Here is a 20,589-nt window from a genome sequence, read left to right as displayed (position 1 = left end):
GTTGTAATGGAATTATTAATCCCCCTGAAGGAAGCGCCTATAAGGAAAATGCTTAAATGTCAGGGAACGATCACCTGACAACGGACTGCCAGCAGGGTCAGCTGAGCGACGTTTTCCAATTTGAGCTTCTTGAAAATCCGGGTCCGGTGGACGCCGACCGTCTTCTCGCTCAGATGCAGACGCTGGGCGATCTCTTTCACCGATCGTCCCTCCGCCAGCTGGCGGAACACCTCGAACTCCCTTTGAGTCAGGAGACTCAATGCAGCACAATGCTCCCGGACGCGCGGGTGTTCCAACTCGGGATCGAGGACTGTCTCCCCGGCAGCGATCCGGCGGATCGCCGTCACCAGAAACTCAGGACCGTGACGTTTGCTGAGATAACCACAGGCCCCGTTCTGCAGGGCGCGTTCCATCAGCAACGAATTCTCATACATGCTCAGCAGCAATATCCGGGCCTGGGGATCGCGTTGGCAGATGCGCCGCAGGATTTCCAAACCACTGACATCCGGCAAGGCGATATCGAGAAGCGTGACATCCGGTTGCAAAGATACGAACGCGTGATAGCCACTCTTCCCCTGATTCGCCTCTCCCACCAGCACCAGATCGGGGTGCATCTCCAGATAACGCCGCAAACCGCTGCGTACCACCGGATGATCGTCCACGAGCAGAATGCGAACCGGCTTCATTCTCCCTCCGGCAACGGCAGTTCGACGACGACATGGGTTCCTCCCCCCGGACGGCCGCGGATGCGGAAACGGCCGCCCAGCACTTCCACCCGTTCCTGCATTCCCAAAATCCCCAACCCACCGCCCTGTGGCTGCCGAAATCCACAACCATCGTCACAAAGCAGCAGGTGAACCTGTTCCCGCTTCCAGCCCGAGGCGGCAAAGTATGCCTGACAGACGGGATGGGAACAGCGCTGGCGCCGGCACAGACACACCCGTACCGAATGCGCCCCTGCATGACGGATGACATTGGTGAGTCCCTCCTGCACCACCCGGTAGAGGGTGATGGCGTACTCGTCCGGCAGATTCTGGAGATCGCCGGCAATCTCCAGCGTTAAATTCACATCAGGATGGCGGTTCTGATACTCCGTCACCAGCTCCCGCAAAGTAGCTTCCAACCCCAATTGATCCAGCGGCTCGGGACGAAGGCGCTGCATGATTCGCCGCACCGTTTGTTGCAAATGGACCAGTTCTTCCGTAATGACTTCGATCTGACGTTCCAACCGCTGTTGCCCCCGCCCCAACTGCCGCAGGCAGCCCAGATCCGTCTGCAATGCGGACAGGTACTGTCCCATTTCGTCGTGAAGCTCACGGGCCAGATAACGGCGTTCCTGCTCCTGAACGGCGAACATCTGCCGCATAAGAGAACGGTTCTGCGCCAATAGACTATTATGGGAACGCAGCAACACCTCGAGAATCCTGGCTCGGGTGACCACGCCGAGAAAGCCGCCCAAATCGTCCAACACCGGAAAATACCAGTGTTCTGTCATATCCATGCAATCCAGGATTGCCTCCAGGGGTGTATCGGCGGCCACGACGCAGGGAAAGCGTCGGGACATCAGGTCGGCGAAGATACGATGAGGCCGCTCGGCGACCTGCTTGGCGCTGACCACTCCCAAGAAATGTTGCGGCTGATCAGAGCTGAACACCGCGTAGAGACCGGTGCACGGATCGCCATCGGCACAGGGGCGCGCTTCCGCACTGACCTGACGGATGCGGGGCAGCAGGGCGTCACGGGCGTACAACGGTATCATGAGGCTCGAGCGTTTGCAGCCGCCACTCGAAATCCAGCGTCAGCTGCAGGATCTCGTCGCCGCACATGCGCGGACGCACATACTGCAAGACCAGGCGCTCTAACCAGTCTGGAGCGAGCTGGGCCAGAAGCGTCTCGCGAACCAACAGGTCGCTGACCATCTCATCGTCCAGTTCAAGATGCACCAGGGAAACCGGCGCCAACAAATGGAGCGCCTTGCGCAAGGCGTGACAACCCACCGCCGCACGCCGTCCCAGCACCAGTACGTCGGGAACGGCGGGAAGGCGAAATTCCTTCACCCGGACGCTGCAACTGAGATCGGCCGGAATATCGACGAAGTCTCGGATGCTGTTCATGGCTGCCTTAAATGATCGAGAAGAGCCTCCAGTTCCCCGTCCAGCGGGGCTTCGAGACGTATCATAACGTCCCGGCGTGGATGACGGAACGCCACCTGCCAGGCGTGCAGAAACAAGCGCTTGAGGCCCAGGCGGCGCCAGCGGCGGTTGGCCGCCTTGTCACCGTAGCGCTCGTCCCCGGCGAGGGGGTGTCCCAGCCAGGCGGCGTGGACCCGGATCTGATGGGTGCGGCCGGTCAGCAGTTCGGCCTCCACCAGGGTGGCCTGGGGAAAAGCCTCAAGGCGGCGGAACAGCGTCTGCGACGGCTTGCCGTCTTCGGCCGCCTTCACCAGTCGCTCTCCGCCCTGCAGCACGAATTTGCGCAGCGGCACGTCCACCCGCTGGAATCGACCGCGCCACTCACCTTCCAGGAGGGCCAGATAGCGCTTTTCCACCCGGCCGGAACGCAATTGCGCGTGCAACGCCCGCAGCACGGAACGGCGTTTGGCGATCAGCAGACAGCCGGAGGTGTCGCGGTCGAGGCGGTGCACCAGTTCCAGGAAGCGGGCCTGGGGGCGGACCGCCCGCAGCGCCTCGATCACCCCGCCCGCTAATCCGCTGCCGCCGTGGACCGCCATCCCCGCCGGCTTGTCGAGCACCAGCAGGTCTTCGTCTTCGTACACGATCCGCGTTTCCAGTCGCCGCGGCCGGTTCCCCGGCGGCGCCGGGGGACCGGCCGCGGCGACCTGGACCGGCGGCAGCCGGACCATGTCCCCGGCCTGCAGGCGGTAAGGGGCCTTGACCCGCCCCCTGTTGACCCGCACCTCGCCGGTACGCAGCATCCGGTAGATGCGGCTCTTGGGCACTCCCTTGAGACGGGCGAAGAGGAAATTGTCGATGCGCTGACCGGCTTCGTCGGCGTCGATCTCGATCTGGCGCGGCGGTATTTTCCGCGCCGAATCAGAAACTTGTCCTTTCATGGATTTCATGGCATGGCCTGTTTATAATGCTCTGTCCGATGTTTGCTCCCCTCCTTTGCCTGACAGGCATCCAGCCGGGGACACGCCGGCCGGGAAACCGCCTACCTGCGCCTTCCCCGAACCAAGCGCCGGCCACGGAGTCTTAGAAGAAACAAAATCATCCACAAAAGACCCATTGTAAATCAATTGGTTTAAATCACAGGACGCGAATGCAGCAGCCCATTCACCGGGATCGTCCCCTGCCGCAGCAGGAACGCAGCTCCCGCTTCCCGGAGAGCGCCACCCTCAAGACCGACGTCACGTTCCGGTCCGGTCCCGCCGCGCGCGCATTCGCCCCATGCCAAAAGGACTATCGCAATGAAAAGAATGCTCATCAACGCCACGCAGCCGGAAGAGCTGCGGGTCGCCCTGGTGGAAGGGCAGAAACTTTACGACTTTGACATCGAGGTTCCCTCCCGCGAACAGAAAAAATCCAACATCTACAAGGGCATCATCACCCGCATCGAACCCAGCCTGGAAGCCGCCTTCGTCAACTACGGCGCCGAGCGCCACGGCTTTCTGCCGTTCAAGGAGATCGCCCCGACCTATTTCTCCCAGCCCCTCGGACCCCAGCAGAGCCGCTCCGACATCAAGGACCTGATCCGGGAGGGCCACGAGGTCGTGGTCCAGATCGAGAAGGAAGAGCGCGGCACCAAAGGTGCGGCCCTGACCACCTACATCGCCCTGGCCGGCAGCTATCTGGTGCTGATGCCCAACAATCCCCGCGCCGGCGGCATCTCCCGCCGCATCGAGGGCGAGGCCCGGGGCGATCTGAAGGAAATCCTCGCTTCCCTGGACATTCCGGAGGGCATGGGACTGATCGTCCGCACCGCCGCCGGCGGCAAAAGCGCTGAGGAACTGCAGTGGGACCTCAACTACCTGCTGCAGTTGTGGGAGGCCATCGAACGCTCCGCCACCCAGCGCAAGGCCCCGTTTCTGATCTTCCAGGAAAGCAACGTCATCATCCGCGCCCTGCGCGACCACCTGCGCGCCGACATCGACGAGATCCTCATCGACAACCCGGCCACCTACCGCATGGTGCGCAACTTCCTCCAGCAGGTGATGCCGCATTTCATCAACAAGGCCAAGCTGTACGAGGATTCCGTTCCCCTGTTCAGCCGTTTCCAGATCGAAAGCCAGATAGAGCTGGCCTACCGGCGCGAGGTGCCATTACCGTCCGGCGGGGCCATCGTCATCGACCACACCGAGGCCCTGACCACCATCGACATCAACTCGGCCCGGGCCACCAAGGGCGGCGACATTGAGGAAACCGCCTTCAACACCAATCTGGAGGCAGCCGAGGAAATTGCCCGCCAACTGCGGTTGCGCGACCTGGGGGGGTTGTTCGTCATCGACTTCATCGACATGACCTCCATGCGCCACCAGCGGGCGGTGGAAGCCAAACTGCGCGAGGCGGTCAAGAGCGACCGGGCCCGGATCCAGATCGGCCGCATCTCCCGCTTCGGCCTGCTGGAAATGTCCCGCCAGCGCCTGCGTCCCTCCCTGGGTGAATCCAGCCTGGTGCCCTGTCCCCGCTGCCAGGGCCAGGGCACCATCCGCAGCACCGAATCCCTGGCGCTGTCGGTTCTGCGCATCATCGAGGAGGAGGCGCTCAAGCCTCAGACCGGCAAGATCGTGGTGCAACTGCCCGTCGAGCCGGCCACCTACCTGCTCAACGAGAAACGCGAAGTGCTCGGGCAGATCGAAAAACGCCACCAGGTCGGCATCGTCATCGTCCCGGCGCGCCACCTGGAGACCCCCGCCTACGAGATCCAGCGCATCAAGGCCAGCGAGGGAGAAGAGGAAACCGTCAGTTACGAACGCATCGCGGAGGAAGAACGGAAACTGCCGGAATACGCCACCGCCGAGGGCCGCAGGGCAGAGGAACCGGCGGTCAAGGATTTCCTCCCCTCGACGCCGGCACCGATCCGCAGCAAGACCTCCTCCGCCGAGCTCATCAAACGCTTCTGGCAAAAGCTGGTCGGCGGCGCCCGCAGCGCAGAACCGCAGGAGCGCCCCTCTGAACCTGCCGAACCCCAGACTGCCGAAACCGCAGAAACCCAGCGGCCGCGCCGCCCGCGGCGGCGCCGCGGCACCGCAAACCGCAGCGCCACACCGGCAACCCCGACGCCGGTGGAAACCACGGCAGCGGAAAATCCGCCTGCGGAAGAAGAACCCACCCCGGCGCCGTCACGCCGCCGCAGCAACCGCCGCGGCGGCGGCCGGCGGCGTCGGGGACGCCGCGCCAGCGGTACCCCCCAAACCGCCAAACCCCAACAGCTGGAGGGCGGTGACACAGCGGCGGAAACAACCGAACAACCGGAACAGGGCACGGCATCCCAGCCAGTATCGGCCGATCACCTTCTGCCTGCGCCGGCCCCGGATTCCGGGAAGGCGGAAAAGCCGGAGAAACCGGTTACCAAAACGGAAGAACGGAACGACAGCGACGAGGCGAACTGACGTGCCTTCAGGCATAGAGACTGACGAGCCGGTTTCCTGATGCGGGTGACGCCGGCTCGTCCGCCGTCTGGCGCAGCAGATCAACGGCATCTCCCGCAGCTTCCCCCGAAGGGGCTTGGCGCTGATGACGGGAGGAATCCTGCTGCCTCTGCGACTGTCCCTGGCCCTGCCAGGCATCGGCGTTCACTTCCACCTGCCCCAAGGTCAGCTGCTGGGCGGCGAACACCTCCCGCAGGCGCGGCAGGGCCGCCTCGATGGCCTCGCGGACGACGCCATGTTGGGCGTTGAACTGAATGTGGGTCTGGTCATCCTGGATCCGAATCCTGACCTCCACCGGCCCCAGATGCTGGGGATGAACCCGAAGCTCAGCGACCTGCAGGGAACGGTCCGCCATCCATACCAGCCGCTCGCCCAGTTCGTCCCCCCAGCCTGTATGGCCCACCGGCCGTTCGACGGTGACGCTGGCCGCAGCGGCAGGTGGCCTGACGTGCGGCGGCAGGGGGCGAAACGGTGCCGTCTCCGGCATCGGACGAAGCGGCGCAGCGTCCACCTCCACCCCGTCCGGAAGCGGTGAAGCCTCGTGACTTCCGGCGTCCGCATCATTACCCGGCAAGGAAAAAGATGCCCTTTCTTCATTACCGGCCGGCAGGGGAGTGTCGTTTACCTTGGCTGCCGAAGGGACGACCTCGGTTTTCGGCTCGGCGGATGCTGCTGCGTTCCCCGATGCAGCGGCGCTTGCCACTAGGCCCGCCGTTTCCGTGTCTGCGGGGACTGGCGCATCCGCTTCATCACCCGGATGCAGCGGCGCGAACAACGGACCTGAAATCCCTTCCCCCAGCAAACCACCGACCTCCCGGTCTCGGGTCTCGTCCCCGCCTTCAGCCACCGCCTCCGCATCCCCCCCGAGTGGCGGAGCGATAGCGGGCGGACCCGAAACCGCTTCCACAACTTGCGCCAAAGATGCCAGATAGGCCCTGATTTCGTCGATCCGGGAAAGGAAATCCGCCTGCCCCGGGTTTTGGAGCGCATCGGAAGCGCCAATGCCGTCTCCCTCCCCCTGGGACTCCAGATAACCCTTCAGCGCATCGAGCCGGGAAAGAAAATCCGCCTGCCCCGAGCTCTGGAGCGCATCGGAAGCGCCAATGCCGTCTCCCTCCCCCTGGGACTCCAGATAACCCTTCAGCGCATCGAGCCGGGAAAGGAAATCATCCTGCGGCAATTTCCCGCCCAATTCCTGCCACCACGATTGCAGGGATTGCAGGTCCGGGCTGTCCAGCCCCGTGCGACCTTCCTGCACCGAAGCGATAACGCCTTCGAGACGGTCCAGCAGCAATTGCCGGAACCCGTCCGCCGGCGTCTCCGCTCCCCCGGCTGCAAGGTCACCCGTCTCCGGCTTCAGGCCGGAAACCAGGGAAGCCAGCAGACCGTTTGCGTCAAGCTGTAGCATAGGAGCCCCTCATCGAAAATACTGTCACTCAAAATCAAGCAACATACGCGCCATCATCATTTCGGCTTTGGTTTGCGAAACCGGCTGGCGCTCCGGTCATCCAATTCGTTCTGCAACCGCCGCTCCAGCGCGTGGATTTCCTGGCGTTCGAGTTTGTGCTGAAACTTCTCGACGCCCCGGTGGCGGCAATGCACCTGGCGCCAGTTGCGTTCCAGTTCGGCATGCTGTTGCCGCAGGCGGACCAGTTTTTCCTCCTGTTCCTGGATTGCGCGCCCGAGATTGGCCAGGAAGGCGCGGTACTCGTGCAACAGCGCTCCCCGCACGGCCCCACCCTGGCGGGGCAGCTCGCCGCTGTACTGGCGCCGGAACTGCTGCAACGCCTCCAGCTGGGCCTGGGCCTGACGCAGTTCCTCAGCCGCCCGGTTCATGGCCTTGGCCACTTCATCTTCCTGGCGGCGGATGAACTCCTTGACCGGTTGCAGGCGCTGGCTACGGCTCATGCTTCACCCATGAGGGCTTCCAGGCTCTGGACGCTGGTTTGGAGGTCCACCGCCTCGTTCATCCCCTGCTGGAGAAATTCGGCGATCTTCGGCTGCAGGGCGATGGCCTGGTCGATGCGGGGATCGGAACCGGCCTGGTAGGCACCCAGGGTAATCAAATCGCGATTGCGCTGATACAGGGAATAGATCTGCTTGAGGCGGCGGGCCAGTGCCAGCTGGCGCTCCGGCACGATGTCGGCCATCACTCGGCTGATGGAGCTTTCAATGTCGATGGCGGGATAATGGCCGGCCTCGGCCAGCTCCCGCGACAGGACGATATGGCCGTCGAGGACCCCCCGGGCGGCGTCGGCGACAGGATCGTTGGTGTCGTCGCCCTCGGCGAGTACGGTATAAAAGGCGGTAATGGAGCCGGTTCCCTGCTCGCCGCAACCGGCCCGTTCCACCAGCCGCGGCAGTTTGGCGAACACCGATGGCGGATACCCCTTGGTGGCCGGTGGTTCGTCGATGGCCAGGGCGATTTCCCGCTGGGCCTGAGCGTAGCGGGTCAACGAATCCATCAGCAGCAGCACGTTCATGCCCCGGTCGCGGAAATGCTCGGCGATGGTGGTCGCCAGCATCGCCCCGTGAAGCCGCGTCAGCGGCGGCTGGTCCGCCGGCGCCGCCACCACCACCGCCCGCGCCAGGCCGTCGGGTCCCAGGATCTTGTGGACGAAATCGTTGACCTCCCGGCCCCGTTCGCCGATCAGGCCGACCACCACCACGTCGGCGTTGGTGTAGCGGGTCATCATTCCCAAAAGCACGCTCTTGCCCACCCCGGTGCCGGCGAACAGCCCCATGCGCTGGCCGCAGCCGATGGTGAGCAGGGCGTTGATGGCCCGCACGCCGACATCGAGCGGCTCGACCACCGGCTGGCGCAGCAACGGATTGAGAGGACGCCCCTGCAGTGGCCGGGTAGTCTCGCAGGTGATCGGCCCCTTGCCGTCGATGGGCCGGCCGGCCCCGTCCAGAACCCGCCCCAGCAATCCCTCACCGACCCGGGCGGCGCTGACCCCGCCGGTGGGAATGACCCGGCAGCCGGGTTCCAGCCCGTAAACGTCCCCCACCGGCATCAGGTACAGATGTTCCTGGGCGAAGCCCACCACCTCGGCCTCGATCCGCTCGCGGCCGCTGGTTTCCACCCAGCATTTGCCCCCCACCGGCGCCTGGCAGCCGACTGCCTCCAGGGTCAGCCCCACCATGCGTGCCAGACGGCCTTCCACCTGCAACGGCGGCGGCTGCCCCAGACGCTGGCGATAGCGATTCAGGCCCTGCTGCCAAATACCGTTGCGATCGACGGTGAGGCGGCTCATTCCTGCTTCTCCTCGGCCTGATCCTCGGCCCGCTCCCCGCCCAGGGCGGTGGCGATGGCCGCCGCCAGGCGGGTTTCCACGGTGGCGTCGATGCGGGAAACATCCGTCTCCACCCGGCACCCGCCACGGGTAATCAGCGGGTCCTCGACGATCTCCCACGGTACTCGCACCTGGTCAAGACGCAGCGCCTGGCGCACCCGTTCGGCATCGTCGGGATGCATCGCCAGGGTGACGGTGCGCTGTGACAACGGCAACAGGGACAGCGCCTCGCGCACCACGGCGACGATCTGGCCCGGATCGGTCTTCAACTCGCGGCGCACCAGCTGTTTGGCTACCGCCATCGCCAGGGCGACCAGTTCCCGTTCCACCTCCTCGTCCAGTTGCGCCAGCGGCTGGCTCAGACAATCCATCACAGCTTTCAGGTGGCCGGCTTCCTCTGCCAGGATCTTTTCCATCTCGGCGCGGGCGGCCTCCCGGCCTTCGCGCTCTCCCTTCTCCCGCCCTTCCCGGTAACCTTGCTGAAACCCCTTGTCGTAGCCTTCCTTGTAGCCTTCCTGGCTGCCCTTGTCGAAACCTTCGCGGTAGCCGGCCTCGCGCCCGGCCGCGGCGGCCTCCTCGAACGCCTGGCGCTGCATCGATTCCAGTTCCTCGGCGGTCGGCAAGGGCGCCGCCGGATCGGCGCTTTCCTCGGGTTCGGCGGCCAAATCCTTGGCCAGCGCCTCGGCGAAATCGCCTTCGTTGTCCACCTCCGGCAGCCGCCAGGGGGATGCCCGCTTCAACTCTTCCGGAGAGAAGCCCTCGGTATTAGATGAGTTCATCACCGCCTCCGCCTAAAGCAATTTCACCCGCGTCGGCCAGGCGCCGGGCGATCTGCAGGATTTCCTTCTGGGCCGCCTCCACTTCGCTGAGCTTGGCCGGCGGCGCCGCTTCCAGATCGTCACGCAGCATTTCCGCCGCCCGCCGCGACATATTGGAGAAGATCTTTTCCTTGAGCGCCTCGTCGGCGCCGCGCAGGGCCAACAGCAGGGTGTCGGTGGAAACCTCACGCAACAGGGTCTGCATGCTGCGGTCGTCGAGTTTGTCGAGATCGTCGAAGACAAACATCTTGTCCTGAATCAGCTGGGCCAGATCCGGGGCCTTTTCTTCCATCTGATCGATGATCTGGGCCTCGACCGCGCTCTCGGTCATATTGAGGATTTCAGCGGCCCGCTCGATCCCGCCGATGTTGGAAGACTTCATGCTCTTGCCCGACAGTTGCCTTTCCATGATCGCATCCAGCTCTCTGAGCGCATCCGGCTGCACTGTCTCCAGCGAGGCGATGCGCATGACGATGTCGGGACGCATCATTTCCGGCAGAAACCCGAGCACCGCCGCCGCCAGGGGCGCATCGAGCAGCGACAGAATGATGGCGATAATCTGCGGATGCTCCAGACGGACCAGCTCAGCGATGGCGCGGGGTTCCATCCATTTGATCTGTTCGATACCGCGGCTGTTGCGACTGAGGAGAATCCGGTCGATGACGGCTGAAGCCCGGTCCTCGCCCAGCGCCTCGGTCATCACCTGGCGGATATAGGCATCGGAATTGAGACCCAGGGCGGTCTGGTCGCGGATCTGCTCCAGGAACTGCTCGACCACCACCTCGACCATCTCACTGCGGATGTTCTCCAGACTCGCCATGGACATCCCCAGCAATTGCACTTCCTTGGGCTCCAGGTGTTTGAATACCGCCGCAGCGTGCTTTTGTCCCACAGCCAGCAGCAGCAGACCGGCGCGATCGGTACCGCTAAGTTCGTCAATTTCCGCCATCTTCCGCGATCCAGTTTTTGATGACCTGCACCACCCGTTCCGGGTCCTCGTCAATCAGGCGGCGCACGAATTTGAGGCGTTTCTCATAGCTCTGGGGACCCTCCAACAGCAGCAGGGCCTCGCTTTCCGCTTCCAGGGACAGCGGCTCGTCATCCTGGCCGGAAGCGGTCTCCCCGTCACCTTCCGCTGCCTCCCCTTCCATGCCTTCCCCGGCTTTTTCCTCCTCCGGCTCGGGCGGCAACAGGGCCCGCAGCAGGGGACGCAGCACCGCGAACACCAGAATCAGGATCACCAGCAAGGCCAGCAGATACTTGCCCAACTGCCAGACCCAGGGCTGCTGCCACAAGGGCACCGGCGGCGGTGCGATTTCGGACTTGCCGTGGAAGGCGATATTGGTCACCGTCACCCGGTCGCCCCGGCTGGCGTCGTAACCCACCGCCTGTTTCACCAGTGCGGTGAGGCTGTTGAGCTCTTCCTGGGTGTAGGGCCGGTAGACCACACTGCCGTCCGGCTGGGTGACGGGGATGTTGTCCACCGCCACCGCCACCGTCAGGCGGCGGATTTCCCCCATCGCCTGCTGCACATGGCTGACGGTGCGGTCCAGCTCGTAGTTGCGCACCAGCTTGTCCTGAACCTCCACCGGCTGCTTTTCCTCCCCGTTCCCCGAGCCTTTGGCAACTTCCGGCGAGGTGCCGGCGGCCGGAGGCTGGTTGGTGAGCGCACCCGGCACCCCCTGAGCCGCATCGTAGCGCTCGCGCTTCTGTTCCCGCTGCTCGCTGCGCAGGGCCGGCAGATCGGGGTTGTAGAGTTCTTCGGTGCGTTCCACAGCGGTAAAGTCGATGTCAGCGGACACCTGGGCCCGCATCGCATCCCGGCCCACCAGGGGGATCAGCAGAGTTTCGAGGCGCTCGAGCAGGTGATCCTCGACCTTTTTCTTGTATTCGAACTGTTTCTCCGGCAGGGACAGGTCGTCCTTCTTCTTCTCCGGCGAGTTGAGCAGATGGCCGTACTGGTCCACCACCGTCACCCGCTGCGGATCCAGCCGCGGCACGCTGGAGGAAACCAGATGGACGATGGCCTTGATCTGCTCCGGCCCCACCTCGTGGTGGGGAGCCAGCTCCAGCAACACCGAGGCGCTCGGCGGCTTGCGCTGGCGCACGAACACCGATTCCTTGGGCAGGGCCAGGTGCACCCGCGCCGCCCGCACCCCATCCAGGGTCATGATGGAACGGGCGATCTCGTTCTCCAGCGCGTGCTGAAACCGGGCCCGTTCCAGCGCCCGGCTGACGCCGAATCCCGGATCCTTCTCCAGGATTTCGAAACCGCCCTCGTCCCGGTGCGGCAATCCCTGGGCCGCCAAACGCAGCCGCAGCTCGTGGACCTCTTCGGCCGGAACCATGATGGTGCCACGGCGGCGGTCGATGCGGTAATCGGCCTGGAGACGCTCGATGGCCTCGAGAACCTCACCGGCCTGGGCCTCGTCCAGATCCAGATAGAGGGGCTTGTACTCCGGCCGCTGGGTCCAGAGCAGTACCGCCACCCCGAGGGCGAATACCAACGCCAGCACGCTCAAGAGGCCGATGCGCCTTCCCCACGACAATTCCCGCCAGGTGCGGATGACCGGATTGGCTTCCTTAAGGCCCGTCTCCGTTTCCGCCGGTGCCAGATCCCGCCCGCCGGCGGGCGTCAACTCCCGATCCCGGGCCGGTTCCGGTACCCCGCCATCGCCTGTCTGTGCCAGTTCCATGGATTCTCGCCTTCAGCTCGTCCAGAGGATCACATCTGCATGTTCATGATGTCTTTGTAGGCCTCCACCAGCTTGTTGCGCACTTCCACCATCGCCTGGAAGGAAACGCTCGCCTTCTGCAACGACACCATCACCTCGGCCAGAGGCACATCGGTCTCCCCGGTTTCGAAGGCCCTGGCCAGTTCGCTGGCCTGCTGCTGGGTTTCGTTGACGGTGTCGATGGAATTCTTCAGCAAGGCGGCAAAATCGGTGGTCGTGGCCTCGTCTTCCTGCCGCTGGGTGGCCTGCCCCTGCTGCACCCGCAGCTGCGCCAGCACTTCGTTGACGTTCATCTGAGTCATTGCTCACTACCTCGTCGCTGCACTTGAATCGTTCTCCGTCTGCCGGGCGGCAATCGACGGATCACCCGCATGGGTTTATAGCAATATTCACGCCAGTTTTCAGCAAGGCAGTGCGATTCCCGCTTCACGCATCTTGGCCAGCTTGTACCGCAGCGTCCGGGGGCTGATCCCCAGGCGCCTGGCGGCGGAAGCCCGGCTGCCGTTTTCCTGCTTCAGGGTCTCGAGGATGATCTGCTCTTCCATCGAGCGCAGCCCTTCGTTCAGGCGTGCGGGACGGGAATCCGACACCGGCGGCAGCGGCGTCGGAACTTCGGCGTCGTCGAATACCAAGGCTTCCGGGCCGATTTCCTCGCCAGTCATCAAAATCAGCGCCCGCTGGATCACGTTCTCCAGCTCACGGACGTTGCCGGGCCAGTGATAATGCTGCAGCTTGGCCAGGGCTGCGGCGTTCAGCTGCGGCAGGGATTTGCCGCCAGCGTGGCGCGCCAGCAGCGTCTGTGCCAGCGCCGGGATGTCCTCACGGCGCTCCCGCAGCGGCGGCAGCGACAGAGGAAAGACGTTGATGCGGTAGAACAGATCCTCCCGGAAGCGGCCGGCGTTGACCTCCTCGCGCAGATTGCGGTTGCTGGTGGCGAGGATGCGCACGTCGAGCTTCAGGGTGCGGCGGCCGCCGAGACGCATCACCTCACGCTCCTGCAATACCCGCAGGAGCTTGGCCTGCAGCGCCGGGGCCATCTCGGAGATCTCGTCCAAAAGCAGGGTCCCGCCCTGGGCCAGCTCGAACTTGCCCGGGGTGGCCTGGACCGCGCCGGTGAAAGCGCCCTTCTCGTAACCGAACAGCTCCGCCTCCAGCATCTGCTCCGGAATCGCGGCGCAGTTGATGGCGACGAAAGGTCCGCGGCTGCGCCGGGAATGGCGGTGCAGATACCGGGCGATGACCTCCTTGCCGCTGCCGGATTCCCCGAGAATGAGGACGCTGGCGTCGGTGGGCGCGACCCGCTGGGCCAGTTCGTAGACCCGGCGCATGGCCGGCGATTTCACCGCCTCCTGATGGGCGTGGGTCGCCAGGGCCAGGTAACGTTTGACCTGCTCCACCAACACCGAGGCCTCGAACGGCTTGACCAGGTAATCGTTGGCCCCGGCGCGGATCACCTCCACCGCCTGCTCGATGGTGCCGTAGGCGGTCATCAGCAGCACCGGCAGGTCCGGCCAGCGGCGGCGGATGTTCTCCAGCAGGGCGCGGCCGTCCATGCGCGCCATTTTGATGTCGCTGATCACCAGACGCACCGGCCCGCGTTCCAGCCGCGCCAGAGCCTCGACGCCGTCCGCAGCGGTGGCGACCCGCCAGCCGGAGAGCGTCAGGGTTTCCCGCAGGGCTTCGCACAGCGCCCGGTCGTCTTCGACAATCAATACATCCCAGCTAGACATCTTGCCTTCTCCTGTCATCGTCACAGCATCGGCAGCGGCCGGCTTTGGAAATCCCCACCGCTGGCCAGCGGCACCGCCTGCGAGGCCAGCGGCAGATAAATGCGGAAGGTCGTGCCCCTGCCCGGTTCGCTGTCGCAGCTCACCCGCCCGCCATGGGCCTTGACGATGCCGTCGACCACCGCCAGCCCCAGACCGGTGCCGTTGGGGCGGGTGGTGTAGAATGGCTCGAAGATCCGCGTCCTGACCGCAGGTTCGATCCCGGGCCCGTCGTCACTGACGCTGAGACACCACCCGTCCACGCCGGCTGGTTCGGCTTTGATCTGGACCCGCCCCCGCCCCCTGAGCGCCTCCAGGGCGTTGGTGAGCAGGTTGAGGCAGGCGCCCGACAGCGCTTCGGCGTTGCCGAGGAACACTTCGTCGTCGCAGTCGCTGACGCTTTCCAGACGCGCGTCGGTGGTGGCGAAATGGGGTTCTGCGGCCTCACGCAGGCGGCACAAGAAATCCCCCACCCGGATCCGGTCGGTGACGAAGCGCCCCTCGCGGGCGAAGATCAGCATGTCGTTGACTTGGCGTTCCAGATGGCGCAGCCGTTCCAGAATCCGCTGACTGAAACGCTTACGCTGGTTTTCCTCCAGATGGGGACTGCCCAATTGCGAGGCGTACAGTATCGCCGCCGCCAGGGGGGTGCGGACCTGATGGGCCATGCTCGCCACCATTTCTCCCATCGCCGACAGCCGCTTGTGCTGATCCACCAGATCCTGGAGGGCGCGCATCTCGCTGATGTCGGCAAGCAGCAGGATCTGTCCCGGCGTCTCCCCCAGGGAACGCGCCGAGATGCTGACGATACGACCGTTGCGCAGACGGCGCTCGTGGGGATTGTCGCAGCCGGCGGCGAAGCTGCGGGCGACGATGTCGTCCCAGCGTTCCCCCAGCAACGGCTCCCCCAGCAACTGCACCGCGGCCGGGTTGCACTCGACCACCACGCCCTCGTCGTCGACCACCACCACTCCGCCGGGCAGGGCCTCCAGCAGACGCTGCAGCTTGTTGGCGAGCTGCTCCTTCTCGGTCAGGGTCTTGAGGCGCTCGCTACGGGCGGCGGCCAGCTCCCGGTTCAGGCGCGCGACCTGGTTCTCCAGTTCACGGTAGGAGTCCGTCAGGGTTTGGGACAGCTGGTTGAAGACCTCGAAGGCCTGTTTGAGCTTTTCCGGACTGTCCAGGGTGTCAAGATCGATCACGGCTCACTCACAGCGGTTCATCCGTTTCCACCGGGATGAATGCAGGAGTGATGCCAAAAAATAACTGCCTGTCGCATCAGGCGGTTACGGAAGGGGGCGTCAAATTTCCGCCGCATCCTCGCCGCGGAGGCCGTATTTGCGCAGCTTCTCCACCAGGGTGGTGCGACGCATTTTCAGGCGCTTGGCGGCGTGGGCGACGACACCGCCGGTCTCCTCCAGGGCCTGACGGATCAGTTCCTTCTCCAGACTGCTGATATGCTGCTTGAGATCGAGCCCTTCCTCCGGCAGCGTCGCTGCAGGTGCGGCGGACGGCAACGGGGCCTCCGTCGGCGGCTTCGGTGGCGGCGCAGCGTCGACTTTGCGCAGGATCTTCTCCGGCAGGTCGGAGACATCGACCACGCCGTAGGGATAGAGAACCGCCAGGCGCTCGATCAGATTGGCCAGTTCGCGGACGTTGCCGGGCCAGTCGTAGCGTTTGAGGACTTCCAGGGCCGCGGCGGTGAGGCGCACCGAACCGCGCTTTTCGTTTTCGATCCGGGCGATGAGATCGGCAACCAGCGCCGGAATGTCCTCGCCCCGCTCACGCAAGGCCGGCACCTCGATGGGGAAGACGTTGAGACGGTAATAAAGGTCCTCGCGGAAACGGCCGGCGCGGATTTCCTCCTCAAGATTGCGGTGGGTGGCGGCGATCACGCGCACGTCGCACTGGATGCTGCGGTTGCTGCCGACCCGTTCAAAACAGCGCTCCTGCAACACCCGCAACAGCTTGACCTGCATGTTGAGCGGCATGTCGCCGATCTCGTCTAGGAACAGGGTGCCGCCTTCGGCCATCTCGAAACGCCCCTGGCGGGCGCTGAGGGCGCCGGTGAAGGCCCCCTTCTCGTGACCGAACAACTCGCTTTCCAGCAGTTCCGCCGGGATGGCCCCGCAGTTGACGGGGACGAAGGGCTTGTTGCGCCGTGAGGAGTGATAGTGCAGGTTGCGCGCGACCACTTCCTTGCCGGTGCCCGACTCCCCCAAGATCAGCACCGTCACGTCGGTGTCGGCCACCTGCTCGATGAGACGCCGGGTCTGGCGGATGGCAGGACTGTCGCCGGAGAGGCTGCGGAACAGTTCCATCGGCCGGCGCGGTTTTTTCGTTTCCCGCTCGCGCAGCAGGCGCTGCAGCAGTTCGGTCAGGAGCGGATACGTGGTGGGCCAGTCCAGCGTCGCGGTCACGTCTGCCACCACCCCGGTCGGCAGACTCCCCCCCTCCCCGCGGCGGCGCAGCACCACCAGCGGGGTGGCGGGACTGTGGCGTTTCAGGGTCTGGACCGTCCTGGCCAGCCCCTGGGAGGCGGCGATGATGGCGGTACGGAAGTCCCCGGCCTCGGGCAGGATTTGCTCGAGCTCGTCGGGAGCCGCGGTGACCACCGGGTATTCGCAAAACTCAAGGACAGCCTGGATCTGGCGGCGGTCCTCCGTCTCGGGAGCCACCAGCAGTAGCGATTGCAAATTCATGGCTGGCTAACAGAATGACTCGTTCGCAGCGGGCAAAGTAAAGCATCCCGCGCCGGGAAAGTCAAAAATCCGTCACCCGCTCACACGGCAAAACTTGACATCACACCCCCCGGGCCTTAGAAAACAGATTCCCTTAGTTTTTTATTTTATGGAGTGATCCCGCCTTTGTTGAACGACCTCCCTTTGAGCCTATTGTTCAGCGCCCTGGGGGTTCTGATCCTGCTTTCTGCCTTCTTTTCCGGTTCGGAAACCGCCCTGATGGCCCTCAACCGCTACCGCCTGCAGCATCTGGCCAAGCAGAAGCATCCCAGCGCCCTGCGCGCCCAGAAACTGCTGCAACGCCCCGACCGTCTGATCGGGCTGATCCTGCTGGGCAACAATTTCGTCAACATTCTCGCCTCCTCGCTGACCACGGTGATCGCCCTACGTCTCTACGGCGAGGCCGGCATCGCCATCGCTGCCGGAATTTTGACCCTGGTGATCCTGATCTTCGCCGAGGTGGCCCCCAAGACCCTGGCCGCCACCCACCCGGAAAAAGTGGCCTTCACCGCGGTCTGGATCCTGCTGCCGCTGCTGCGGCTGTTGTATCCCCTGGTGTGGCTGGTCAACCTGATCACCAACCTCTTCCTGCGCCTGCTGGGGATCCGCCTGAAGCAATCCCCGGCCAACGTGCTGTCGGCGGAGGAGCTGCGCACCGTGGTCGCCGAGGCCGGCGCCCGCCTGCCGGAGCGCTATCACAACATGCTCCTGACCATCCTGGACCTGGAAAGCGCCACGGTGGAGGACGTGATGATACCGCGCCAGGAAATCTGCGGCATCGATCTCGACGACCCCATCGAAACCATCATCGAACAGATCAAAAACAGCCGCCACACCCGCCTGCCGGTCTTCAAAAAAAGCATCGACAACGTCATCGGCCTGCTTCATCTCCGCAAACTGCTGCCGAAGATTCCGGCCGACGCCTTCGACAAGGAAACCCTGCGCCAGAACCTGGACGAGATCCACTTCGTGCCGGAAAACACGCCCCTGCACCAGCTGCTGGTGGATTTCAAGAAGCACCACAAGCGCTTCGCCCTGGTGGTGGACGAGTACGGCGACGTCATCGGCCTGGTGACCCTGACCGACATCATCCAGGAGCTGGTGGGCGAGCTGACCGAGGATGAGAGTCTGGTGCAACCGCAGAAGGACGGCAGCTACATCGTCGATGCCGGCATCTCGATCCGGGAGCTCAACCGCGTCACCGGCTGGGAGCTGCCCACCGCCGGCCCCAAGACCCTCAACGGTCTGATCATGGAACATCTGGAAACCATCCCCAGCCCCGGCACCAGCCTGCGCCTGAACGGCTTCAAGGTCGAAATCCTGGAAATGGAAGGCAACGTGGTCGGCAAAGTGAGAATCTACCCGCAGAAATGAGCGGATAGCGGCCTGCGCCGCCGGCATGGTCTATACTTTTCAGAAAAACCCAACACCTGTCAGTCAAGGGGCGCGCATGGCGAAGCTGACCGTCAGTTTCCACGGCAATCCGCTCGAGATTCATCATTGCCACGAGGGCATCCTGACCGTCGGCCGGGATCCCGACAACACCATCCGCATCGACAGCCCGGCAGTGGCCGGCAAACAGATCATCATCGACCTGGAACACCCTTCCGGTCCGCGGCTGTTCTGCGAGGCGAGCCCTCAGCCAGTCACGGTCAACGGCCATGTCGTCGATCAGCACGCCCTCCGTGACGGCGACCGCATCCAGCTGGGCGAACACACACTGCTGTTCCACGACGACAGCCCAGCGGACACCCATGCCCCCAAACCGCCGGAGGCTACCCTGCAGTTTCTCAACGGCAAGAACATCGGCCGCATCGTCCCCCTGAAACGCGCCCTCACCCGTCTCGGCAAGGCCGGCGACAGCATCGCCGTGGTCGCCCGCCGCAAACAGGGCTTCTATCTCTCCAGCCTGGAGCAGGGCGATGCCATCCGCCTCAACGGCGAACCGCTGGGAGACCGGACCGTCTCCCTGAAACCGGGCGACATCATCGAGATCAACGGCAACCGGCTGCTGTTCGATGTCATCTGAGGACAAACGGCGTTATCACCGCATTCTGTTCCAGGCTCCCGCCCGCTTCCACGGCGACGGACGGGCGTTCACCTGCAGGATCGTCGATCTTTCCCTGCAGGGCTGCCTGCTGCAGGCCGACGCCCCCCTCCCTCCACGCGGGCGTCTGGAAATCGAGCTGACGCCCGGCCACTGCATCACCCTGCACCTGCGCCGGGTTCACCACCAGGGCGAGCGGGCCGGTTTCGCCTGCGAGCATATCAGCCTGGAGGATCTGAGCGAGCTGCGCCGCCTGGTGGAACTGAATCTCGGCGACAGCGCGCTGCTGGAGCGCGACTTCAAGGCGCTTTGTCCGGCACCTGGGTGAGCACATCATCCCGGCGGCTCGCCTGCAACCGCCGTTTTTCCGCCGCCACCGCCCGGATACGCGCCTGGCGCAGCTCGATTCCCAGCGCTTCCCCCCTGAGCCCCTTGGCCACCAGCTCGCCGGCCCGGACCGCCAGCGCCGCCCGCCGCAGCGCCCGCCACCAGTCGGCCTGGGGATAGGGCTTGTCCTCCCAGCCCTTGCGGCCGCGCACGTCTGCCTCGCAGGCCTTGAGAAACGGCTCGAAATCCCGGTCCTCGTGCAGGACGTCGAGCTGGTAGAGCACCTCGACGATGGTGGCAGGCTTGAGCTCGAAGACCCGGTGGCACAGCCCGTGATACTGCATGACCTTGCGGGCGAGACGGTGGTAGGCGCGCGGTGCCTTCAGGCGCTGGCACAGTTGTGCCAGCGGTTCGAGACCGCGCTGTTCGTGGCCGCGGTGACTGGGCCACATCTCCGGCGGGGTCAGCCCCTTGCCCAGATCGTGGGTCAGAGCGGCGAAACGGGTGACGGTGTCGGGTGTCAACCGCGCCGCCGCGGTCAAGGCCATCAGGGTATGGATGCCGGTGTCGATCTCCGGATGCCACTGCACTGGCTGCGGCACCCCGAAAAGCCGCTCGATCTCGGGAAACAGGCGGGCGTTGGCGCCGCACTCGCGCAGCACCTCGAAAAACCGGGCCGGTGTCCTTTCCGCCAGCGCCTTGACCAGCTCCTGCCAGACCCGCTCCGGGGTCAGGGCGTCGACCTCGCCGGCAGCCACCATTTGCCGCATCAGCGCCAGGGTTTCCGGCGCCACCTGGAATCCCAGATGGGCCAGCTTGGCGGCAAAGCGCGCCACCCGCAGCACCCGCAGAGGATCTTCCACGAACGCCTCGGACACGTGGCGCAATACCCGGTCCTTCAGGTCCCGAAGCCCGCCGTAAGGATCGATGAGGCGGCCGTCCGGCGTCATCGCCATGGCGTTGATGGTCAGATCGCGGCGCCTTAGATCCTCCTCCAGGGGCACCTCCGGCGAGGCGTGGACCACAAAGCCGCGGTGGCCCGGGGCCACCTTGCGCTCGGTCCGGGCCAGGGCGTACTCCTCGTGGGTTTCGGGATGGAGGAAGACGGGAAAATCCCGGCCGACCCGCTTGAAGCCGCGTCTTTCCATGCTTTCCGGGGTCTCGCCGACGACCACCCAGTCGCGTTCCTTCACCGGCAGCCCCAAAAGCTTGTCGCGCACCGCCCCCCCGACCAGATAGACCTGCATCATC

At 64.7% G+C, this 20,589-nt stretch carries 19 protein-coding genes; 4 read left to right on the top strand and 15 right to left on the bottom strand.

Annotated elements, in window-relative coordinates; translation table 11 throughout:
- Positions 1 to 59: 59 nt before the first annotated feature.
- From MCIT9_RS06365 to rluC, 4 genes are read right to left on the bottom strand one after another with little or no spacing between them, the layout of a single operon-like run.
- Positions 60 to 686 carry a response regulator gene (locus MCIT9_RS06365; RefSeq protein WP_317706567.1) on the bottom strand — a complete coding sequence of 209 codons (627 nt, stop codon included), beginning with the start codon at positions 684 to 686 and terminating at the stop codon, positions 60 to 62.
- Positions 683 to 1,759, bottom strand: coding sequence for a histidine kinase (locus tag MCIT9_RS06360; RefSeq protein WP_317706566.1), 1,077 nt, complete (start codon positions 1,757 to 1,759; stop codon positions 683 to 685). Before MCIT9_RS06360 ends, MCIT9_RS06365 begins: the two co-directional genes overlap by 4 nt.
- On the bottom strand, positions 1,737 to 2,114 hold the full coding sequence (locus MCIT9_RS06355; protein WP_317706565.1) for a hypothetical protein: 378 nt from the start codon (positions 2,112 to 2,114) through the stop codon (positions 1,737 to 1,739). The genes MCIT9_RS06360 and MCIT9_RS06355 overlap by 23 nt, the downstream gene beginning before the upstream one ends.
- Positions 2,111 to 3,073, bottom strand: coding sequence for a 23S rRNA pseudouridine(955/2504/2580) synthase RluC (rluC, locus tag MCIT9_RS06350; protein ID WP_317706564.1), 963 nt, complete (start codon positions 3,071 to 3,073; stop codon positions 2,111 to 2,113). Before rluC ends, MCIT9_RS06355 begins: the two co-directional genes overlap by 4 nt.
- A gap of 357 nt (positions 3,074 to 3,430) precedes the next feature.
- Between rluC and MCIT9_RS06345 the strand changes: the two genes are divergently transcribed.
- Positions 3,431 to 5,572, top strand: coding sequence for an Rne/Rng family ribonuclease (locus MCIT9_RS06345; RefSeq protein ID WP_317706563.1), 2,142 nt, complete (start codon positions 3,431 to 3,433; stop codon positions 5,570 to 5,572).
- Positions 5,573 to 5,579: 7 nt separating this feature from the next.
- Here MCIT9_RS06345 and MCIT9_RS06340 read toward each other — a convergent pair whose 3' ends face one another.
- From MCIT9_RS06340 to MCIT9_RS06295, 10 genes are all read right to left on the bottom strand, one after another.
- Positions 5,580 to 7,019: a flagellar hook-length control protein FliK gene (locus MCIT9_RS06340; protein ID WP_317706562.1), complete on the bottom strand. Its 1,440-nt coding sequence runs from the start codon at positions 7,017 to 7,019 to the stop codon at positions 5,580 to 5,582.
- 56 nt (positions 7,020 to 7,075) lie between these two features.
- On the bottom strand, positions 7,076 to 7,519 hold the full coding sequence (gene fliJ / locus MCIT9_RS06335; protein ID WP_317706561.1) for a flagellar export protein FliJ: 444 nt from the start codon (positions 7,517 to 7,519) through the stop codon (positions 7,076 to 7,078).
- Positions 7,516 to 8,868, bottom strand: a complete 1,353-nt coding sequence (gene fliI, locus MCIT9_RS06330) for a flagellar protein export ATPase FliI (protein WP_317706560.1) — start codon at positions 8,866 to 8,868, stop codon at positions 7,516 to 7,518. Before fliI ends, fliJ begins: the two co-directional genes overlap by 4 nt.
- Positions 8,865 to 9,686: a flagellar assembly protein FliH gene (gene fliH, locus MCIT9_RS06325; RefSeq protein WP_317706559.1), complete on the bottom strand. Its 822-nt coding sequence runs from the start codon at positions 9,684 to 9,686 to the stop codon at positions 8,865 to 8,867. The genes fliI and fliH overlap by 4 nt, the downstream gene beginning before the upstream one ends.
- On the bottom strand, positions 9,673 to 10,674 hold the full coding sequence (fliG, locus tag MCIT9_RS06320) for a flagellar motor switch protein FliG (RefSeq protein ID WP_317706558.1): 1,002 nt from the start codon (positions 10,672 to 10,674) through the stop codon (positions 9,673 to 9,675). Before fliG ends, fliH begins: the two co-directional genes overlap by 14 nt.
- A complete protein-coding gene (gene fliF / locus MCIT9_RS06315; RefSeq protein WP_317706557.1) occupies positions 10,661 to 12,421 on the bottom strand; it encodes a flagellar basal-body MS-ring/collar protein FliF in 1,761 nt (586 codons plus the stop codon). The genes fliG and fliF overlap by 14 nt, the downstream gene beginning before the upstream one ends.
- 29 nt (positions 12,422 to 12,450) lie before the next feature.
- Positions 12,451 to 12,762: a flagellar hook-basal body complex protein FliE gene (gene fliE / locus MCIT9_RS06310; RefSeq protein WP_317706556.1), complete on the bottom strand. Its 312-nt coding sequence runs from the start codon at positions 12,760 to 12,762 to the stop codon at positions 12,451 to 12,453.
- A 99-nt stretch (positions 12,763 to 12,861) separates the two neighbouring features.
- Positions 12,862 to 14,190 carry a sigma-54-dependent transcriptional regulator gene (locus MCIT9_RS06305; RefSeq protein ID WP_317706555.1) on the bottom strand — a complete coding sequence of 443 codons (1,329 nt, stop codon included), beginning with the start codon at positions 14,188 to 14,190 and terminating at the stop codon, positions 12,862 to 12,864.
- Positions 14,191 to 14,210: 20 nt separating this feature from the next.
- Positions 14,211 to 15,425 (bottom strand): sensor histidine kinase, encoded by a 1,215-nt coding sequence (locus MCIT9_RS06300; protein ID WP_317706554.1) that lies wholly within the window; start codon positions 15,423 to 15,425, stop codon positions 14,211 to 14,213.
- Positions 15,426 to 15,524: 99 nt separating this feature from the next.
- On the bottom strand, positions 15,525 to 16,925 hold the full coding sequence (locus MCIT9_RS06295) for a sigma-54 dependent transcriptional regulator (RefSeq protein ID WP_317706553.1): 1,401 nt from the start codon (positions 16,923 to 16,925) through the stop codon (positions 15,525 to 15,527).
- Between the two features lie 183 nt (positions 16,926 to 17,108).
- On the opposite strand from MCIT9_RS06295, the gene MCIT9_RS06290 reads away from it, so the two are divergent.
- The 3 genes from MCIT9_RS06290 (at position 17,109) to MCIT9_RS06280 (ending at position 19,339) form a co-directional block, all read left to right on the top strand.
- Positions 17,109 to 18,338, top strand: coding sequence for an HlyC/CorC family transporter (locus tag MCIT9_RS06290; RefSeq protein ID WP_317706552.1), 1,230 nt, complete (start codon positions 17,109 to 17,111; stop codon positions 18,336 to 18,338).
- A gap of 76 nt (positions 18,339 to 18,414) precedes the next feature.
- Positions 18,415 to 18,993 carry an FHA domain-containing protein gene (locus MCIT9_RS06285; protein WP_317706551.1) on the top strand — a complete coding sequence of 193 codons (579 nt, stop codon included), beginning with the start codon at positions 18,415 to 18,417 and terminating at the stop codon, positions 18,991 to 18,993.
- Positions 18,983 to 19,339, top strand: a complete 357-nt coding sequence (locus tag MCIT9_RS06280; protein WP_317706550.1) for a PilZ domain-containing protein — start codon at positions 18,983 to 18,985, stop codon at positions 19,337 to 19,339. The genes MCIT9_RS06285 and MCIT9_RS06280 overlap by 11 nt, the downstream gene beginning before the upstream one ends.
- Here MCIT9_RS06280 and MCIT9_RS06275 read toward each other — a convergent pair.
- On the bottom strand, positions 19,311 to 20,585 hold the full coding sequence (locus tag MCIT9_RS06275; RefSeq protein WP_317706705.1) for a multifunctional CCA addition/repair protein: 1,275 nt from the start codon (positions 20,583 to 20,585) through the stop codon (positions 19,311 to 19,313). The genes MCIT9_RS06280 and MCIT9_RS06275 overlap by 29 nt on opposite strands.
- Positions 20,586 to 20,589: the final 4 nt, after the last annotated feature.

The sequence above is a fragment of the Methylomarinovum caldicuralii genome, assembly GCF_033126985.1.
GTDB classification, from domain to species: Bacteria; Pseudomonadota; Gammaproteobacteria; order Methylococcales; family Methylothermaceae; genus Methylohalobius; species Methylohalobius caldicuralii.
Note: the sequence above shows the minus strand (reverse complement) of the source record. Positions and strands in the feature narration are given on the sequence as shown.